The organism is Subtercola lobariae (assembly GCF_014640255.1).
GTDB classification, from domain to species: Bacteria; Actinomycetota; Actinomycetes; order Actinomycetales; family Microbacteriaceae; genus Subtercola; species Subtercola lobariae.
In genome coordinates, this window is sequence record NZ_BMGP01000003.1 from 232039 (window position 1) to 251395 (window position 19357).

Consider the following 19357-nt stretch of genomic DNA (forward strand, 5'->3'; position numbering starts at 1 on the left):
ACACGTTCAGCTTTCTCTGCTTGGGTTATCAATCAGAACCACCCGTCGTGCGCTGACTTTGTTCGCTTACGCGCCGGGCCGCCTACCCGAACGGCACATTTTCATGACAGCGACGTTGGCCCAGTACCCGAGGCCAGATCACTTCGTTCTTCATTTCAGTGACACCCATTTCGTCGGCACCGACAGCCTGCTCTACGACAAGATCGACGCCGAGGGCCACCTCGTCGAGATTCTCGCCGAACTGCACGCGTCTGGCTCGCGGCCCGAGGCCATCATCTTCACCGGCGACCTCGCCGACAAGGGCGACCCCAAGGCCTACGAGAAACTGCGTGCCATGGTCGAACCCGCCGCCGCGGCGATGGGCGCCCAGGTCATCTGGGTGATGGGCAACCACGACAACCGTGCCGCCTTTCGCGCCAGTCTGCTCGACCAGCTGCCCTCGATGCAGCCCGTCGACCGCGTCTACGACGTGAACGGCCTGCGCATCATCACGCTCGACTCCACCGTTCCGGGCTCGCACTATGGCGAAGTCACCCCCGCTCAGCTCGACTGGCTCGCCGAAGAGCTCGCCAGCCCCGCGCCGCACGGCACCATTCTGGCTATGCACCACCCGCCCGTGCCGAGTGTGCTCGACCTGGCCGTGATGGTGGAGCTGCGCGACCAGGCCTCGCTCGCCGAGGTCATTCAGGGCTCAGATGTGCGTTCGATCATCGCCGGTCACCTGCACTACTCCTCGACGGCGATGTTCGCCGGCGTTCCGGTGTCGGTCGCCTCGGCCACCTGCTACACCCAAGACCTCAACGTTGCGGTAGGCGGCACGCTCGCGCGCGACGGCGCTCAAGCGTTCAACCTCATTCACGTCTACGAGAACACCGTGCTCCACTCGGTAGTTCCCATCGGTCACTACGCGCAAGTTTCCTACACCGACGCGGCGGCCACCCAGAAGATCCTCACTGACGCGAACGTCGAGATCGCTCCCCCGGTCAACGCTCCAGTTCCCGCCGAAGAGCCGCTGGTCATCCCAGCCCTCGCCGGCGTCTAGATCGAAACCGGCACCCGCCTCAGCGCTCCCAGGGCGCCTTGAACGGAAAGTACTGCTCCAGAAACGACTGCACAACGGCAGCGCGCTCTTCAGCCGACACCTCGGGGTAGCTGCCGTCGTTGAGGCAGAAGAAGTCGAACGCGCGCTTGCGTAAGAGACCAGGCAAGAGTGCCAGCCCCGACCGCTGCGTCGTGTCGACGTACCGCACCTGCGCGGCCTCTTGCACCACCGCACGCCCGGTCATCAGCGCGTAGTAGTGGTAGAGCGAGTTGGTCACCGAGATGTCGGTGCTCGATCGAAACCGGCTCGCGGCCGTGCGCTCGAAGTCGTCGGCGAACTCCATCTCGAGTTCTGACATGACACTGCGGCGAAGCGGAGCAGCGGCGTGCTCGAGGTGCCGGGTGATGATGCGCCCGAACTTCTCGAACAACAGTCGGCGGTTCACCCGCGCCGCGTTCTCGAACCCACTGCGCGACGCCTCGTTCTCGCCGAGCCCGATGCGCGTGGTCGCTTCGATGAACTTGGTGACACCACCCGAGCTGAAGAACATGTTCGGCTGAACGGGCCGGCCGAAGAACATGTCATCGTTCGAGTACAAGAAGTGCTCGCTGATGCCCGGAATGTGATGCAACTGGCTCTCAACTGCCTGCGAGTTGTGCGTCGGCAGCACACTCGGGTCGGTGAAGAATTCGTCACTTCTCACAAACGTGACCCGCGGATGCTCGGCGAGCCATTCGGGTTTCGCCGAGTCAGTGGCGATGAAGATGCGCCGCACCCACGGCGCGAACGTGTACACCGACCGCAGCGCGTACTTCAGCTCATCGATCTGACGGTAGCGCGCATCGGAGTCGTCACCGTCGCCCACCACATAGCCCCCGGACTGCGCCCGACGGCGGCGCTGGTACTCCACGTCGTTGCCGTCGACCCACGAGAACACCATGTCGATGTCGAACACCACATCGTTCGCCTGAACATCGAACATGCCGCGCAGGCTGTTCCAGGTTACGCCGTAGAGATCGACCGTGCTCGCGATCGCCTCTGACCGCGGCAGTTCGCGCCGGGTCAGCGAGTTCTCCACCGGGCAGATGATGACGTTGTCTTCGAAGCTCCACAGTTGCAGCTCGATGCCCGTCGACGATCCGTAGGTCAGCCCGCCGAGCGGTTCGACCCGCGGCCGGTAGAGCCGAAAGATGCGAGCCTTGCGGCTGTCGCCGAGCGATCCGTCGCACACCAAAACGGGCGGGCGCTTCTTGCCCTCGACCGTCTTGGAATACATCGGCTCGTCTGTGGTGGCGCGCGCGAGTGCTCGTTCGAGGCGGCGGCGGCGGGCGGCATCCACCACGACCACCGGTCGCTCGTCATTGCCGCGAATCAGAAAAAACGGAATGGAGGCGTCGATGAGCGCCCGCCTGATGAACAACAGGTCTTCGACCATGGCATCGTGCGGCGTGAGCGTCGTGTTGACGAGCGCGAGCAGCCCCTTGCGCACGATGACATCGGTGCGCCCGTGACTCTTCGGCCATGACCGGGGCGCGCCCAGTTTGCCCGAGACGGCACCGAACAGCTCTTCGGGCGCCTCCGACTCGAAGGTGGGTTCGAGCGCGACGTTGTGCGTCGCCGCGCTGCCGGTGGCGACCCGGCCGACGGCCTGAGAAACCGAACTGAACGAACTCATGAGAGGGCCTGTTCGAGCAGGTGCACGAGGGCATCCAGCTGCACGCTGTCGCTTGAGGTGATCTCTGCGTCTGACCCGTCGAGCGCTCGGGCAGCGAGACCTTGCTTGCTGTCGATGAGCTCGGCGATCTTCGAGTCGATGGTCTGCGCGGCGATGATGCGCCAGGCCGTCACGGGCTCTTCTTGCCCGATGCGGTGCACGCGGTCGATGGCCTGCGTCTGTTCTGCGGCCGTCCACGAGAGCTCGGCGAGCACCACGTTCGAGGCGGCTTGCAGGTTGAGCCCCACACCGGCGGCGGTCAGCGAACACACCGCAACAGAGACCTCGGAGTCGTTGTTGAACGCGTCGATCTGCGTCTGCCTGAAGGCGGCACTCTGGTCGCCGCGAATCGAAATGGTCTTGAGGTCGCGACGCGCGAAGGCCTCTTCGGCTTGGTTCATCACGTCGATGTGCTTGGCGAAGAATACCACCTTGCCCACTGAGCGGGCGAGCTGTGCGGCGTAGTCGGCCGCGAGACCGGCCTTAGCCTGGCCGATCTTGCGCACCATGGTGAACACGTTCTCGCCAGTCGTCGATGATTTGGATTCTTCGAGTTCGGCCTTGGCGACCATGCGCATGAGCTCCGCGTTGGGCCCGTCGCTCGTGTCGTATCCACTGCCGAGAGCTCCGGATGCCGCACGGCGGTACCGCGTCACAAGTCGTTTGCCCAGCTCGGCTTCGGCCTGCCGAATCGAACGGCCGAGGTCGTCGTCGAGTTCGACCGGCAGGTCGACCACTCGTTTCGCCGGAAGGTCGGCCGCGACATCCACTTTCTTGCGGCGCACGATGCCCATGTCGATGACAGCTTCACGGGCTTCGGCGAAGAAACCGAAGTCGGCCGGGGTGAGGCCGGTGTCTTCGAGCTTCTCCATGAGTTCGGGGGTGGGCTTGTCGCCGTCGATCCAGCCGAGGTACTGCCAGATGGCCCTGAAGTCATCGACGTCGTTGATCAACGGGGTGCCGGTGAGCGCCATCATCAGCGGGTCTCCGCCGGGGGCGTATTTGCGAATGCGGTCGGCCAGCGCGAGCACGTTCTTCGAGCGCTGCGACTGCAGGTTCTTGATGAAATGCGCCTCGTCGACGACCATGCCCTTGAAGCCCAGGGTGCCGAGCCAGGCGAGGTGCCGGTCGAGCACGTCGTAGTTCACGATCACCACGTCGGCGAAGGCGTCGAGGTTGGCGCCGTCGCCCTGAATGACCGTCGCGCGGCGCTGGGGAGTCCAGATTTCGACCTCACGCGCCCAGTTCATCTTCACGACGTTCGGCACCACCGCCAGCAGCGGATACGAATCAGAGACGGATGCGGCCAGCAACGACTGTGCCGTCTTGCCGAGGCCGGGCTCGTCTGCCAGCAGAAACGACCGGTGCCCCGCAGCGACAGCGGCGATGAAGCGCGCCTGGTGGTGCATGAGTTCGTGGCCGGGGGGCGAGATGCGGTCGATCTTCGGCGCCTCTGGCAGCTCCATGCTCGCCACGGTGCCGCCCGAACCGTATTCGAAGGCGCGGTAGAGCGGGCCGAGCAGCTCCCAGCTCGACAGGCGGCCACGCGAAACGGGCTTGTGCGCGGTTGCGGCGCTGAAGTCAGGTGCGAGAAACGGGTTCGCCAGCTGGCGAGCCTTCACCGACTGCGGAACCACCTGGCGCTCGGAGAAAAGATCTGTAGAGAAGGGCGAACTCGGCGCTAGGGCGACGGGTTCTTCTTCTTCGAGTTCGATGCCGGCATCCGTCAGGTATTCGCGGCGCAACCGCTGGGCCACGGGAGAGACGGGCGCGTCGCTCTCGAGCAACGTGATCAGTGATGTGTCACGAGCCGCGGTCTGCGCCAGAATGCCGGCGATGCCGTCGAGGCGTTTCAGCTGCTCGGCGCGTTCGCCGTCGCTCAGCTCAGCATCACCCTTGATGCGAGCTCGCTCTTCGCGCATGAGCAGCGCAACGACGAGAAACTTGGTGCGGTTCGACGGCACGACCTTGCCGCGCTGAGCTGCCGCCTCAACTTCGCGCACTTTGCGCGCGAGAATGGGAATGAGGCCGGTGTTGTCAACCGTGCGGGTTGATCGGCGAACGCCTGATCGTGACATGCTCCTCCTGTGGAGTGGTGACGTGCCAAAAAAAGCTTGACTGCCTGCAAGGGGTTCGTGGCCGTGCAACACGATACGAATGGAATCACCGAACGGTCTACGTTTCGATGAGATCACCGGGTCACGGACGGCGCTAGAGCGGATCTTCCCTGTGCACGTTCATTCTACCCGATCGCCGGGCACTCCAGGCGCGAGGCGGCTGGGCGAGGCGGTACTTCTTGCTGACTACTTCTTGCTGACTACTTTTTGGTGTCGACCGGTATTTTGATCAGCAGCCCGGCCGCAACAAAGATGACCGCCGCCGCGAGGTGAAACGCGTACCAAACGGGCGGGTCGAAATCGAGCGGCCACACCGGGTTCCAGATCACGGCGATGGGCACCAGCCCGATGATCCACCACCACTGTTTCGCCTGCCAGGCGAACACGCAAACGATGAGCGCCAAGATGCTGATCACGTACTCGAGCAGGGTGAACCAGCCCGAGTCGATCACGGCTACGGCCGCAAGCAGTGCGATCGCGCCGAGCAGACCGGGGGCCAGCGCGGTGCGCGTGAAGGTCGGGTAGCGCGACGTGGTCTTGCCCGTTTTCGGGTCTCGTATCGTCGGGTTGGCTGCTCCGGATGCCGCTGCCCGTGCCCTGGCGGCCTGATTCGCTTGCTGGCGGGCCACCAACGCCGCTTGTTGCTCGGTGGTGCGCTTGGCTGAGGGGCTCATCGGGCGACCGTCATTCCTGGCCTCGGAGCCACGTGAGAACCTCCACGACCAGATCGTGATCGTCGGCTTGCGCGAGGCCTGAGACGCCCACTGCGCCGATCAGCGAGCCATTCACCCGAAGCGGAACTGCACCGCCGTGCGCGGCGAAGTCGGCGAGCGGCAGGCGCGAGCTGGCCTCGAACGTGGTGCCTCGCGACCGAAAGAGCGTGCCGACCGTGTACGACGACTCGCCGTACCGGCGAACGACGTTGAACTTGCGCCGCAGCCAGTCGTTGTTGTCGGCATTCGCCCCGGGCAGCGCGGCGTGAAAGACGGTCTGCTCGCCGAAGACCACTGAAATAGCGATCGGCAACGACCGTTCGAGCGCGAGATCGCGCAGCTTCGACCCGACATCCCATGCGTCGTCGTAGTCGAACGAGGTGAACTGCAGGTCGCGTTCGTGCTGACGCAGTTGTTCGAGCTTCTCGGCGGCAGCCAGAATGGCTTCGTCGACTGCGCTTTCGGTCGGCAAATCGGTGCTGGGCATAAGGCTTAGCCTAGAACTATGCCATCGCCTTTCGTAATCTCAGACGCCGTTGCAGCCGCACTCTCAGCTGGCAAACCGGTTGTCGCCCTCGAATCGACCATCATTTCGCACGGATTGCCGCGCCCCCGAAACCTCGCCGCCGCTCAAGAGTTCGAAGAGCTTCTGTTGTCGGCCGGCGTGACACCAGCCACCATCGCGGTACTCGACGGTATTCCGCGTATCGGGCTCGACGCCGACGGGGTCGCCCGCATCGCCAATGAAGACATGGTGAAGGCCAGTGTTCGCGACCTGCCGATTCTCTCAGCGAAGAAGATCAGCGGCGCCACCACCGTCGCCGCCACCGCGTACCTGGCCGGCAAGGCAGGCGTTCGCGTTTTCGCCACGGGCGGCCTCGGCGGCGTGCACCGCGGTGCGAGCGCCACGTTCGACGAGTCGGCCGACCTCAGCTCGCTGGCCCTGGCGGGAGTCACCGTGGTCGCCGCCGGGGTGAAGTCGGTGCTCGATATCGCTGGCACCCTCGAACGCCTCGAGACGCTCAGTGTTCCTGTGCTGGGCTATCGCACCACCAACTTTCCGAGCTTCTGGCTCACCGAGTCGGGCGAGCAGATCGACTGGTCGGTCGACTCCCCCGCCGAGATCGCCGACATCATGCACAGTCAAGACGAGTTGGGTCATGGTCAGGGCATCATCGTGGCCAATCCATTGCCCCCCGAGCTGCAATGGGAGCCCGACGAACATGACGCCGTGCTGCTGGAGGCCCTCGCCGAGGCTGATGCTCAGGGCATCCGGGGCAAAGCGGTGACGCCGTTTCTGCTCTCGTACATCGTGGGGGCATCGGGCGGCCGCAGCCTCGAAGTGAACCTCGACATCGCGCGCAACAACGTGCGCCTCGCCGGCCAGATCGCCACCGCCTGGAGCGAACTCGGCCGGCATGTCTAGCGCGCCGCCGGCCGACCTGCACCTGCCCGTGCGCGTTGTCGTTTTCGGCGACGTGTTCGACGACATCATCGTGAAGCCCACGGCTCCGGTGCGTTCTGACACCGACACTCTGGCGGGCATCGAGCGGCGCCCGGGCGGATCTGCGGCAAACACCGCGGCGTGGCTCGGCGCCCTCGGCACGCAGGTCGATTTCGTGGGCCGAACGAACCTGGCCGACACGGTTCGGCACGAGACCGCACTGCGCAACTCCGGCGTCACGCCCCACCTGCTCGGCGAAAGCACGCTGCCCACCGGCACCATCGTGGTCATCGTGGAAGGCAACACGCGCACCATGCTCACCGAACGCGGTGCGAACGCGCTGACGTCTCCGAACGACGTCAGCGACGCGCTTCTGCAGGTCGCCACTCACCTGCACTTCACCGGATACACGATCTTCAGCGGCCAGCCCCACGGCGACTTCGCACGGCTGATCAGCCGTGCGCACGAGCACGGTGTGACGGTGTCGGTCGACCCGGCCTCATCGGGCTTCATCGCCGACCACGGCGCACAGACGTTTCTCGACGCCGTCGCCGGCGCCGACATTCTCTTCCCGAACCGCGACGAGGCGATGGCGCTCACCGGCCTGAGCGACGACGCGGCGATGGTGGATGCCCTGACCGAACACTTCGCGGTGGTCGCCCTGACTCTGGGTCGGTCGGGCGCGCTGATCGGCGCTGGCGCACCGGCCGGCGCCGACCCACAGACCGGTGCACGCGCGCAGCTCGGCGCGGGCGCACAGATCAGCGCAGACGCACCCGGGGCCACCTCAGCGACCCCGGGCATCCGCTTCGCCGTTCCATGCCAGCCCGTCGAACCCCGCGACACCACCGGCGCGGGCGACGCCTTCAACGCGGGGTTTCTCGCCGGACTCTTCGAGGGCAGCTACGCCGGCGAACGGCCTTTCAGCCGCAGCGCATCGTCAGCGCTCGAGTCGAGACTGCAGACCGCAGCATCCCGCGGCGTAGCGACGGCCGCACGAGCCATCGAAAACGTCGGCGCCAGGCCGCCCGGCGTGGTCACGCACCATCACGGCCTGAACGCCCCGGGCGCTCTGCACTGAACACGCAACTCAGCTCGTTTGGCGCAACTCTGGCAACCGAATGGGCCGACTCTTCGGCGGCAACCCGTACACGCGCTCGAGCGCCGGTTCGAGTTCAGAAAGCCACGCTTCGTAACCCGTAGGCGTCAAATGCACCTCATCGGTGGTGTACTCGGGGTTGAGCCGACTGTCGTCGACCGACAGCGCAGGCCAAAGGTCGAGGTAGTGCGTGCGAACGCTCGATGCGAACTGCCAGATGTGCCGGTTGATGTCACGAATCTCGTCTGCATATTCGGCCGAGCGCGGAATCACCGACTCCAACAGAATCTCGGCGTCAGGCAATTCGTTGCGCAGGGTCGCCAGAATCGTCTCGATGTTCTGCACAACGTGCTCCACCGAGCGGCGCTTGCCGAGGTCGTTGGTGCCGATCAGCAGCACCACCGTTCCGGGGTTCAGCGCGATGACGTCGTCGAGGCGCGCCTTCACGTCGTCGGTCGTGTCACCGCCTACGCCAAGATTGTGCACCTCGTAGTCGCCGAACCACTCCTGCCAGCTGCCGTTCTGGGTGAGGCTGTCGCCTAAGAACACGAGAGTTGAGTTGTCGGGCATATCCGCCTCCGAAGTGTTGGGCTACGCGAGCATCCATTCTAACGCGTGCGGTCTCGGTCGACCCTTAAGCGATTTCGTCGGCCGTGTTCGAACGCGTGTCGTCGGTCTTTTCACCCGGTTCAGGATGCTCGGCCTGACGTTCGACTTCAGCCGTCGCCGTCTGGGTGATGCGGTTCGCCATTCCCGGAAAGATGAACCCATGAAACGGCAGAATCGAGTACCAGTACAGGCGCCCGGCGAGCCCGCGCGGAAAAAATACGGCCCGCTGGGTGTACTTCGTTCCGCCGCCGTCACGCGGTTCGACGCTCATCTCGAGCCAGGCCGGCCCGGGAACCTTCATCTCGGCGCGCAACCTCAGAAAACTGCCGCGCTTGATCTGCTCGACGCGCCAGAAGTCGAGCGCATCGCCGGTGTGCAGGTGGTCGGGGTTGCGGCGCCCACGGCGTAGGCCCACGCCGCCGACGGCCTTGTCCATCCAGCCCCGAACGGCCCAGGCGAGCGGAAACGAATACCAGCCGTTGTCACCGCCGATGCCCTCGATGACACGCCACACGTCGCCGGGCCGGGCATCCGTTTCGCGAATCTGAAGGTTCGTGTACACGGTGTGACCGGCCCAGTCGGGGTCGCTCGGCAACGTGTCAGCCGGGGCGCCTTCAACGTCGCTGTCTTGCCAGCTGGTCTCCACCTGGCCCGTGCGCATCTTCTCAAGCGCCAACCGAACCGAGCGGCGGTAGCCGGTGAGGCCGCCGACGGGGTCAGGAATGTACGTTCTGATGTCATGCTCGCTGGCCACGCATTCGAATTGCAGCGACTCGATGATGGGAATGGCGAGGCTGCGCGGAATCGGCGACACGAGATTCACCCACTGCGAGGCAAGCCACGGAGTGAACACGGGCAGCGAGGCGATGGGGCGCTGATGGAGGCCCGCTTCAACGGCGTAACCGTTCATCATCTGGCCGTACCGCAGAACATCCGGCCCGCCGATGTCGAAGGTGCGATTGAGCGGTTCGTCGATGTCAGCGGCTTTGACGAGATAGTAGAGAACGTCACGCACGGCGATGGGCTGAATGAAGTTACGAACCCACTTGGGTGCGGGCATGTACGGCAGCACCTCGGTGAGATGCCGAATCATCTCGAAACTCGTCGACCCCGAGCCGATGACGACGCCGGCCTGAAGGGCAATTGTGGGCACGCCAGACTGCAACAGGATGCTGCCGACCGCCGCCCTCGAACGCAGGTGCCGCGACAGGGTGACGCCCCGCGGGTGCAAGCCGCCGAGATACACAATGCGTTTGACGTTCGCTTTGAGGGCGAGGGATGCGACGTTCTTGGCGGAGTCGAGTTCGGTGCCGTCGAAGTTGCCTGAGCTGCCCATGGAATGCACGAGGTAGTAGAGCACGTCGACGTCTTCGAAGACGGTCGCAAGCGATTCGCGGTCGCTGAGGTCGCCCTTGACGATCTCCACCTGGTCAGCCCATGGAACGTCGGCGAGTTTGCTGGGGTTGCGCACGAGCACGCGCACGGCAAAACCGGCATCAAGCAGTCGCGGCACGAGGCGGCCGCCGATGTATCCCGTAGCTCCGGTCACTAAGGCGGTTCGCTGAGTAGTCACCTGATACAGGCTACGCCGATGGGCGGCCGTCGACGTTTTTGCACAGTCTGCTTGCATCGGGCGGCAAGGTGTGGTCTGGTTTCGCGTCTTCGGCCGAGTTTTGCGTTTCCGTGGGTCGATTTCGCCGTCAGGCCACGGAATATCGCCGCCCGGCCACCGCCTATCGCCGCCCGGCCCGGGCGAAAGCAGAGTTCTGTGCTCGTGCGGGTCATGGCGTATCGCGGCCGGGGTTGGCCGCGCGGGTGCCAGCGGCGGTGTTGCTCGCGGCGTAGCCCTCGGGGCTCGGGGTGCGGTGCCAGGGTTCTGTGCGTTTGGGGAGGTCGGCGAGTTTCAGCGGTTTCAGCCGTGTGCGGGTGCGTTGTTGGGTTGCGGGTCTCGGGGTGCGTGTCCAGTCGAGGCAGTCGGGTGGGATGAAGTGTGGTGCGCCGCTGATCATGACCAGCGTCCACCCCGTTTTGTGTACGACGGAATGGTGAAAATGGCAGAGCAGCACGCCGAGGTCCACATCGGTACGGCCAGGGAGGTAGCCCTGTGAGGTCCACGGTTCGGTGTGGTGACTTTCGCACCACGATGGTGGCCTGTCGCAGCCTGGCCAGACGCATCCGCCGTCCCGGGCCGCCATGGCCTGAATCTGCCGGGTCGTGAACAGGCGTTGTTTCTTGCCTTGGCAGAGCACTTGGCCGCCCTCACCGAACACCGTGGTCATCGTGTCGGCGTGGCAGAGCAGCTGCTGCACACTCGACGCGGGTAATGGTTCGGTGATGCCGGGTACCCAGCCCACCCCGCGACCGGCAACAATGTCCTCAAGATCAGCATGCACCGAAACGACTGCGGCGGCACCGTTGACACGGGGCACATCAGGCAACGTCGCACCCCTCCGGATCACATCAGTGAAAACGTCTAAACATTTCTGATCCCGAGTACGCGGATCCTCGAACACAGGGTCGATCGGCGGCTCGCCAGCCTCATCGTTTGCGCCTTCAGAACTCGGTTCCGGGTCAGCACGGAACGACGGCCGCACCCGTGGGCTTTGGGTGGCGGCGTCGATCGCGAGCCAGGATGCGGCGTCTTCGGGTGGCAGCAGGCCGATCATCTTCACCATCCCCGACGGCAGGGTGACGAACCTGAGGCTGCGCTGCTCGGTCAGGCCGGCGTCGCGGGGTTCGACCCCGTCCGGGTCAAGACGGTCGCGGAGATTCCCCGCGAGAACACCGACTTCGTCCGCGGAGAAACCCAGCCCACCCGCCGACTGTGCCGCCGCCGCGACGAGATACTCCTCCGCCGCCCCGAGCTCCTCCGAGTACCCGGTGGTCTTCGCGACCTGCCACAGCTTCCGGGTGATCACCTCAGCCGTATCCACACCAAGAACACCAGTACGGAGGGCTTCTTCCACACGGGGGAACCGCGACCGATTCGGCACCCCAACGAGCGACATATCCGTGCGGATACGACGGCCCAGCCGCACCCTGTCAGCCGCCGTCGACACCGACGTACCCGTATGCGCAGCGAGAAGCTTCTGCACCGTCGCGAAACCCAGCCTCACCGTCAGACGGTCGTCCCCTCGCGACACCTCACACCGGGCATCCACTGTAGAAGCGAACTCGACCCGCAGAGCATCAACCAACTTACCCAGCCGCTCCACCAAAACCAGACCAGCCAACGCATCCGAGTCCGACAACCCAGCCACCAGCCCGTCGGCAAGCCCATTGGGCGCGGCAGCACGGCACCCCGACAGCACCTCAATCGAGCCGATAAGCGCGCGCATCCCATCACCCTGAGACATCGGAGAAGAGCTGGTTTTTTTCATACCAACAGTCAAACACCAACCACTGACATTCACTCAACTTCGCCTATACTTGAAGACCGCCCTCATGAAAGGAGGTAACACTGTGGGAACCATGCCCCCGAAGCCGCCGACCGAGTAGGTCTATGCGGCGAAGAACGGGCGCCCGAGGTGCTCGTTGAAGTGCGACTCGTCGGGCGGAGGCGAGTCGCACGCAGTCGCATCGGTGACGATGGCGGCACCAGCGATGAAACGCTCGAGATCTCGCGAGATGACGAAGGGCTCACGAGCCGAGCTAGCGGATGCCCCACCGAACCACGACGCCGAGCCCGCGAACGCGCCCGGCCGATTCGACGCCAGAACGACGACGTTGCCGAGTTCGGTGTTGCCGAGCATCCGCTCGTCGAGAACGACGGCGACCTCGGCGAACACCGCCTGCAGCGTGGCCGCTTGCCTGCGGGAGTACTCGAAGCCCGGGCCGTCAAGCAGATTCACGGCCACAAACCCGTCGTCACTCACCCGCTCAGCGACACGACGATAGAACTCGAGACTCGCGACGCGAGCACCGATCACCGCGCCGGCCCACAGGTCGATAACCGTCACATCGCGCGAAGAAGCGCCCCACGCCGGGGTAGGCGACGAGTCGACGATCTCGCGCGCATCGCCGAATAGAAGAGTGACCTCAGCGTTCAACGGCACCTCGCGCAAGACCGCTTCGAGCAGCTCCCGCTCGCGCTCCACCGCGCACTGCATCGACCCGGGCCTCGTGGCGGCGATGTACCGCGCCAACGTCAGCGCGCCGGCTCCTAGGTGTGCACCGGCGAGCGGATGCCCGGCCGGCGCCCACGCATCGACAACCCGCGCGATGTGACGCACGTAGCCGAACTCGAGCGCAACCGGGTCGCTCAGCGAAACCTAAGACTGCGGAAATTCGTCGACGGTCAGCACAAACGTCTGCGCCGCCTCGTCAGTGCAGAACAGTTCGGCGTGCTGTGCGCTAACCGAAAGAGAAATGACGAGGCGTGGCGTGGGCGTTGATGAGTGCGCTGACATCAGCCCACTTTAGCAATACTGAGCATCTGTCACGAACAAAGACGTTTCAGAGCAGCGACTTCGTGTGCCACACCGTCTTCGTCTCGGTGAACTGCGTGACGCGCGCGAGCGACGGCGCCGCAGCATCAGCTCCGTTCTCTGGCGCAAACACCCGCATCAGCGTCTCAGCCGCGGCGATCTGCAGCGAAACCCAATCGAGCGACCCAGCGCCCACGAGGTCGAGCGCGTTCACGTCGGCGTGCGAGGCGAGCCACGGTGCGATTTCGGCGGGCGACCCGGTGAGAATGTTCACCACTCCCCCAGGCACATCACTCGTCACGAGCACTTCAGACAGGCTGATGGCCGAAAGCGGCAGGCGCTCAGACGCGACGACCACCACCGTGTTTCCGGCAACGAGCGCCGGAGCGACCGCGCTCACTAACCCGACCAATGACGAGTCTTGGGGCGCGATTACAGCGACCACACCGGTCGGCTCCGGAACCGACAGGTTGAAGAACGGCCCCGATACAGCGTTGGCGTTGCCCGCGACTTGCACGTATTTGTCGGCCCAGCCGGCGTACCAGATCCACCGGTCGATGGCTTCGTCGACCTGCGCCGCCGCAGCAGCTGCCGACACGCCTTCGGCGGAGACGATTTCGTCGATGAACTGCGCCCGACGACCTTCGAGCAATTCCGCGATGCGGTAGAGCACTTGCCCGCGGTTGTACCCTGTCGCTTTCGACCAGCCCGAGAGAGCTGATCGGGCGGCCACAACGGCGTCACGGGCATCCTTTCGCGACGCCTTCGCCGCGTTGGCGAGAAAGTCGCCCGAAGCGGAGAGCACCTCGTAGACACGCCCTGATTCGCTGCGCGGAAATTTACCACCGATGTAAAGCTTGTATGTCTTCAAAACGGCCAGTCGGCTCATTTCTTGCCACCTTTCGAAGCGCGCACAGACCGTGACGACGATGCCGGCACTGAAGCAGAAGTCACTGAAGCTGAAGCCACCGAGGCAGAAGCGACTGAAGCAGAAGCGCTCGAAGCCGGCGCCAAGTACGCCGCTAGCCCCTGCTTGCCACCCTCCCGGCCGTACCCGCTTTCTTTGTACCCGCCGAACGGGCTCGCCGGGTCGAACTGGTTGAACGTGTTCGCCCAAATCACCCCGGCACGCAGCTTGTCGGCGACCGCCAAGATCTTGCTGCCCTTATCGCTCCAAATGCCAGCCGAAAGCCCATACGGTGTGTTGTTCGCCTTGGCGATGGCCTCGGCAGGCGTTCGAAAAGACAGAATCGACAGCACCGGCCCGAAAATCTCGTCTCGAGCAATGCGCGAGCTCGTCGCGACGTTGGTGAAGATGGTGGGCGCGAACCAGAATCCCTCCGACGGCAGCTCACAGGCGGGGCTCCACCGCTCGCCACCCTCAGCCTCACCGATGTCAGAAAGCTGCCGGATGCGCTGCAACTGTTCGGCCGAATTAATGGCCCCCACGTCGGTGTTCTTATCCAGCGGATCACCCACTCGAAGCGTGCCCAACCGAACCTTCAGGCGCTCGACCACCTCATCATGGATGTTCTCTTGCACCAGCAACCGCGACCCGGCGCAGCACACATGCCCCTGGTTGAAGAAGATACCGCGAACGATGCCCTCCACAGCCTGATCGATGGGCGCATCGTCGAACACGATGTTCGCGCCCTTGCCGCCGAGCTCGAGCGTGAGCTTCTTCGACGTACCGGCGAGCGACCTGGCGATTTCACGCCCGACTGATGTCGAGCCGGTGAACGCGACCTTGTTCACATCGGGATGGTTGACGAGAGCACGGCCAGTCTCCCCCGCGCCCGTGATGATGTTCACGACGCCGGCCGGCAGCCCCGCCTGCTGCACGATCTCGGCGAACAGCAGCGCGGTCAGCGGCGTTGTCTCCGCCGGCTTCAGCACCACGGTGTTGCCGGCTGCGAGTGCCGGCGCGATCTTCCAGGCGAGCATGAGTAACGGAAAGTTCCACGGAATCACTTGAGCCGCCACGCCGAGGGCACGCGGGTTCGCGCCGAGCCCGGCGTGATCGAGCTTGTCGGCCCACCCTGCGTAGTAGAAGAACCACGCGGCGACCAGCGGAATATCGACATCGCGGCTCTCTTTGATGGGCTTGCCGTTGTCGAGGCTCTCGGCCACGGCAAGCTCCCGTGCACGCTCTTGAACGAGCCGCGCGATTCGAAAGAGATACTTGCCCCGGTCACGGCCCGACAGGCGCGACCACGTGGTGTCGTAGGCGGCCCGCGCGGCCTTCACCGCAGCATCCACATCGCCCGCCGAGGCCGACGCGATGGTGGCGATGTGTTTCTCCGTCGCCGGCGAAATGGTGGCGAAGGTCGGGTCGGAGCCGGCCGTGAACTCGCCGTCGATGAACAGGCCGTACTCCGACTGCAGGTTCAGCAGCGCCGTCGATTCGGGTGCGGGAGCATATTCCAAAAATGACATGTGTTGCGTCTCTCAGTCGATGGTCACGTAGTCGGCGCCCGAGTAATGACCCGTTGCGAGTTTCTGCCGCTGCAGCAGCACGTCATTCAAGAGGCTCGATGCCCCGAACCGAAAGAGGTGCGGCTGCAGCCACTCTTCGCCTGCTGTCTCGGCGACCGCGACCACGTATTTGATGGCGTCTTTCGAAGCGCGGATGCCGCCGGCCGGCTTCACGCCGATCTTCTCGCCGGTCAGCCGGTACCAGTCGCGAACGACTTCGAGCATCAGTACGGTGACGGGCAGAGTTGCGGCTGGCGCGACCTTTCCGGTCGAGGTTTTGATGAAGTCTCCCCCGGCCAAGATGGCGAGCCAGGATGCCCGGCGAACGTTGTCGTACGTGTTCAGTTCGCCCGTCTCGAGTATCACCTTGAGGTGCGCATAGCTGCCATCGGCACGGCGGCAGGCTTCTTTCACCGCAACGATCTCGTCGAACACCTGCCCGTACCGGCCCGACAAGAAGGCGCCGCGGTCGATGACCATGTCGATCTCATCGGCGCCGGCGGCCACGGCATCGGCCGTATCGGCGAGCTTCACAGCGAGCGAGGCTCGCCCGCTCGGAAAGGCCGTTGCGACGGCGGCAACGTTGATGCCACCCTCGACCGAGTCGCCGTGAAACGCGCCAAGCGCCTCGACCGCATACGGCACCATGTCGCCGTAAACGCACACAGCCGCAACCCTCGGGCAGCTGACATCACCGGCGTCGGGCGTCAGACCCTTCGCCACCAGCGATCGAACCTTGCCGGGTGTGTCTGCACCTTCGAGCGTGGTCAGATCGATGAGCGAGATGATGGTGTCGAGCGCCCACGCCTTCGAGGTGGTCTTGATCGACCGGCTGCCGAGATCGGCCGCCCGGGCCTCGAGACCCACCGCATCAACCCCAGGAATGCCGTTTAGATACCGTTTCAGGCTCGATTCGGTGAGGTCGCCGCCCACGACCTCGATCGCCCGAGAGGCGGCGCTTACAACTCTGTCAATACTCACCGATCAAGTGTACGGCGAAGTACGGGGCCTGCCCCGGTGCCAGCCGTCTTCGAGCATCCGGGGCCGTGCGACAATCAGACCGGCGATGAGGATGATCGGAACCGTGGCCAGGAGAAACACCAAGGCCAGCGTCCATTCCCCTGTCAATTGATGCAGAACACCCACAAGAAGTGGGCCGATTGCGCCGATCAGGTAGCCCACGCCCTGCATGAAACCGCTGAGCGCCACCGAACCGGCCTGCGTTCGGGTGCGCAAATTGATGAGCACGAGCGAGAGCGGAAAGAGCAGCGGGCCGAGGCCGGCGAAGATGATCCACACCCAGGTCGCTGTTGCCGGCACGAGAAGCAGCCCAAGGTCGCCGATGAGGTACGACAGTGCGCCCAGCCAGACCAGCACTGAGATACTGCGCAAACGCACGGCGAGAACGGGAACCACGAGCGAAAGAGGTATGCCCACAGAGGCATACAGTGCGAGCAACGTTCCGGCCTGCGCTTCGGTGACGCCCGAGTTATCGACGAGCAATTCGGGCAGCCACGCGAACATGGCGTAGACATTCAGCGAGGTGATGCCGAACATGATGCCGAGCGCCCAGGCAAGGCCCGAATGCCAGGCTCGGCCCATGATCAGAGCATCGGGTTCTTCGATGACCCCCTCAACGGTCGTCACGCTCGCCTGCGGCGTGGCGCGCCGATCGCGCACGAGCAGGCCGATCCAGGGCAGCACCGCAATGATGCTGAAGACGGCCCACATGCTGACCGACACGCGCCAATTGGTGGCGTCGCTCAGCGGCACAGCGATCAGCGGCGGCAGCAGCGAGAACAGCGCCATCACCGTGGCGTACAGCGAAGTGACGAGCCCGATGCGGTCGGGAAAGTACTTCTTCACCAGTGGTGGCAGCAGAACGTTGCCCGTTCCCATACCCGCAAAGGTGAGGGCGCTGCTCGCAGCGAGCATCCAGTACGACCCAGAGAGCCCGCGACCGACGTCGCCGAGCACCATCGCGGCAAGCGCGATCAGCAGCAGCGACTCGAGTCTGAGGTGGCGCTGAAAGAGCGGCGTCAGCAGCCCGAACACGGCGAAGCACAGTGGCGGCAGCGTGCCGAGCACGCCTATCGAGAGACTGTTGAGCGGAACATCGACGCTGATGGCTGCGAAAATCGGCGAGAGCGCCGCGACAGCCGTGCGCAGGTTGACGGCGACGAGCAGCACGCCGAACAGGGCAAGCGCACGCCCGGCCCCGAGGGGCCGCGGCGCGAGCGTCGTCACGCGAGACGCTCTCTGACCTGCTCTACGTCTTTGTTCATCTGCTCGATCAGCGGCTCGATTCCGGTGAACTTCACCATGCCGCGAATGCGGTCGGCGAACGAAATGAGCACCACGTGATCGTACAGGTCGATGGTCTGGTCGAGAACGTACGCCTCCACCTGCTTGGGCGGAACTCCCTCGAAGGTCGGGTTGCTGCCCACCGAGATGGCCGCGGGGTAGCGCGTCTCGCCGTCGGTCAGCCAGCCCGCGTACACGCCGTCGGCCGGAATCAGGCCCTCAGACCGCGGCGAGAGGTTCGCCGTGGGAAAGCCGAGTTCGCGGCCGCGTTTGGCCCCGTGCACCACTTCACCCTGAACGGCGGGTGGATGCCCGAGCAGCGCGGTCGCGTGCAACACGTCACCCTCGGCGAGTAACTCGCGTATCCACGTTGACGACACTCGGCGGTCTGAAGTGGGCTTCACGTCGGGGATGAGTCTGGTCTCGAAGCCGAATTCTGCGCCGAACTCGCGCAGAGCATCCACATTGCCCGCGCCCTTGTGCCCGAAACGGAAGTCGGCGCCCACCAGAACAATGCGGGTGTGCAGCCCGTCGACGAGAATCTGCTTGACGAACTCTCGCGGGCTCAGCCACGCCATGTCGTGGTCGAAGGTGAGCATGAGGGTCGCGTCGACGCCCGTGGCAGCGAGCAAGTCGAGCTTCTGGTCGTTGCCCACCAAGGCGATGGGCGCACTTGCGGGCTTGAGCAGGCGGGCCGGGTGCCGGTCGAACGTGACGATGGCCGAGGTGAGGTGATCGCGCTCTGCCACCCCGAGCAGCTCGTTGATGACGGCCCGGTGGCCTTCATGAACTCCGTCGAACTTGCCGACGGTAACGGCAGAGGGGCCGAAGTCGGCCGGAATCTCAGAGACGTCGGTGAAGACCTTCACGAGGCGCTCGGCTCGGTCGGCTCGGTGGGCTCGGTGGGCTCGGTGTCAGCCTTGGTGCTAGCCACGTCAGCAGCGCGCACGGGCTTGTTCTTCGACAACCAGATCATGCCGAGAAACGGCAGCACGAGCGGCACCCAGACGTAGCCGTCGCCGTAATACGACCAGACGGTGGCGTGGGCGAAGAGGTCGGGCTGAATCCAGCTGAGCGTGCCCACCACCAGAACGCCGAGCATCTCGAACGAGATGGTCACCCAAGCGATGCGGTACCAGACGAGACCTCGGGCCACCAGGGCGATGGTCGCGACGATGTACACGACTGCCGAGATGGCCGAGAGTGTGTAGGCCAGTGGTGCGTCACTGAACTGCTCGGTGATCTGCACGAGCGAACGGCCGAAGGCACCGAGGGCGAGAATCGCGTAGACGACGACAAGCACTCGGCCGATGCCCGCTACTCGAGGGCGAACCGTTTTTTCGGTGGATGCAGCAGATTTCGACGCGGGGGGTATCGATTCTGAGGGCGCGTTGGTCGATGGCATGACACTGT

The 19357-nt window shown here is 64.6% G+C and carries 18 protein-coding genes; 3 read left to right on the forward strand and 15 right to left on the reverse strand.

The window, feature by feature from the left end:
* The first annotated feature begins 103 nt into the window (after nucleotides 1-103).
* Complete coding sequence (locus tag IEX24_RS09100; protein WP_188677150.1) at nucleotides 104-1042, forward strand: phosphodiesterase; 939 nt, start codon at nucleotides 104-106, stop codon at nucleotides 1040-1042.
* A 19-nt stretch (nucleotides 1043-1061) separates the two neighbouring features.
* On the opposite strand, the gene IEX24_RS09105 is transcribed toward IEX24_RS09100, so the two are convergent.
* From IEX24_RS09105 to IEX24_RS09120, 4 genes are all read right to left on the reverse strand, one after another.
* A complete protein-coding gene (locus IEX24_RS09105; protein WP_188677154.1) occupies nucleotides 1062-2717 on the reverse strand; it encodes a stealth family protein in 1656 nt (551 codons plus the stop codon).
* Nucleotides 2714-4834, reverse strand: coding sequence for a DEAD/DEAH box helicase (locus tag IEX24_RS09110; RefSeq protein ID WP_188677156.1), 2121 nt, complete (start codon nucleotides 4832-4834; stop codon nucleotides 2714-2716). The genes IEX24_RS09105 and IEX24_RS09110 overlap by 4 nt, the downstream gene beginning before the upstream one ends.
* A gap of 239 nt (nucleotides 4835-5073) precedes the next feature.
* A complete protein-coding gene (locus IEX24_RS09115; RefSeq protein WP_229715198.1) occupies nucleotides 5074-5547 on the reverse strand; it encodes a DUF6804 family protein in 474 nt (157 codons plus the stop codon).
* Nucleotides 5548-5557: 10 nt separating this feature from the next.
* Nucleotides 5558-6073: a heme-degrading domain-containing protein gene (locus IEX24_RS09120; protein WP_188677159.1), complete on the reverse strand. Its 516-nt coding sequence runs from the start codon at nucleotides 6071-6073 to the stop codon at nucleotides 5558-5560.
* An 18-nt stretch (nucleotides 6074-6091) separates the two neighbouring features.
* Here IEX24_RS09120 and IEX24_RS09125 point away from each other — a divergent pair, with 18 nt between their 5' ends.
* Together IEX24_RS09125 and IEX24_RS09130 are read left to right on the forward strand one after the other, a co-directional pair.
* On the forward strand, nucleotides 6092-7012 hold the full coding sequence (locus IEX24_RS09125) for a pseudouridine-5'-phosphate glycosidase (RefSeq protein WP_188677162.1): 921 nt from the start codon (nucleotides 6092-6094) through the stop codon (nucleotides 7010-7012).
* Nucleotides 7005-8111 carry a carbohydrate kinase family protein gene (locus IEX24_RS09130; protein ID WP_188677165.1) on the forward strand — a complete coding sequence of 369 codons (1107 nt, stop codon included), beginning with the start codon at nucleotides 7005-7007 and terminating at the stop codon, nucleotides 8109-8111. Before IEX24_RS09125 ends, IEX24_RS09130 begins: the two co-directional genes overlap by 8 nt.
* Before the next feature lie 9 nt (nucleotides 8112-8120).
* Here IEX24_RS09130 and IEX24_RS09135 read toward each other — a convergent pair whose 3' ends face one another.
* The 11 genes from IEX24_RS09135 to IEX24_RS09185 form a co-directional block, all read right to left on the reverse strand.
* Nucleotides 8121-8699, reverse strand: a complete 579-nt coding sequence (locus tag IEX24_RS09135; RefSeq protein WP_188677166.1) for a GDSL-type esterase/lipase family protein — start codon at nucleotides 8697-8699, stop codon at nucleotides 8121-8123.
* A gap of 64 nt (nucleotides 8700-8763) precedes the next feature.
* Nucleotides 8764-10311 carry an SDR family oxidoreductase gene (locus tag IEX24_RS09140; protein WP_229715199.1) on the reverse strand — a complete coding sequence of 516 codons (1548 nt, stop codon included), beginning with the start codon at nucleotides 10309-10311 and terminating at the stop codon, nucleotides 8764-8766.
* A gap of 208 nt (nucleotides 10312-10519) precedes the next feature.
* Nucleotides 10520-12118: an HNH endonuclease signature motif containing protein gene (locus tag IEX24_RS09145; protein ID WP_188677171.1), complete on the reverse strand. Its 1599-nt coding sequence runs from the start codon at nucleotides 12116-12118 to the stop codon at nucleotides 10520-10522.
* 120 nt (nucleotides 12119-12238) lie between these two features.
* Nucleotides 12239-12970: a spermidine synthase gene (locus tag IEX24_RS09150; protein ID WP_188677175.1), complete on the reverse strand. Its 732-nt coding sequence runs from the start codon at nucleotides 12968-12970 to the stop codon at nucleotides 12239-12241.
* 39 nt (nucleotides 12971-13009) lie between these two features.
* Complete coding sequence (locus IEX24_RS09155; RefSeq protein WP_188677178.1) at nucleotides 13010-13147, reverse strand: hypothetical protein; 138 nt, start codon at nucleotides 13145-13147, stop codon at nucleotides 13010-13012.
* Nucleotides 13148-13193: 46 nt separating this feature from the next.
* Nucleotides 13194-14054, reverse strand: coding sequence for an aldehyde dehydrogenase family protein (locus IEX24_RS09160; RefSeq protein ID WP_188677181.1), 861 nt, complete (start codon nucleotides 14052-14054; stop codon nucleotides 13194-13196).
* Nucleotides 14051-15601 carry an aldehyde dehydrogenase family protein gene (locus IEX24_RS09165; RefSeq protein ID WP_188677183.1) on the reverse strand — a complete coding sequence of 517 codons (1551 nt, stop codon included), beginning with the start codon at nucleotides 15599-15601 and terminating at the stop codon, nucleotides 14051-14053. The genes IEX24_RS09160 and IEX24_RS09165 overlap by 4 nt, the downstream gene beginning before the upstream one ends.
* Before the next feature lie 12 nt (nucleotides 15602-15613).
* The gene (deoC, locus tag IEX24_RS09170) at nucleotides 15614-16621 is read right to left on the reverse strand and encodes a deoxyribose-phosphate aldolase (RefSeq protein WP_188677186.1); all 1008 of its coding nucleotides are present in this window, start codon (nucleotides 16619-16621) and stop codon (nucleotides 15614-15616) included.
* A gap of 3 nt (nucleotides 16622-16624) precedes the next feature.
* The gene (locus tag IEX24_RS09175; RefSeq protein ID WP_188677188.1) at nucleotides 16625-17887 is read right to left on the reverse strand and encodes an MFS transporter; all 1263 of its coding nucleotides are present in this window, start codon (nucleotides 17885-17887) and stop codon (nucleotides 16625-16627) included.
* Complete coding sequence (locus tag IEX24_RS09180; protein WP_188677190.1) at nucleotides 17884-18813, reverse strand: bifunctional riboflavin kinase/FAD synthetase; 930 nt, start codon at nucleotides 18811-18813, stop codon at nucleotides 17884-17886. The genes IEX24_RS09175 and IEX24_RS09180 overlap by 4 nt, the downstream gene beginning before the upstream one ends.
* Entirely contained in the window at nucleotides 18810-19349 is a 540-nt protein-coding gene (locus IEX24_RS09185; RefSeq protein WP_229715200.1) for a hypothetical protein, read from the reverse strand. The genes IEX24_RS09180 and IEX24_RS09185 overlap by 4 nt, the downstream gene beginning before the upstream one ends.
* Nucleotides 19350-19357 lie beyond the last annotated feature (8 nt).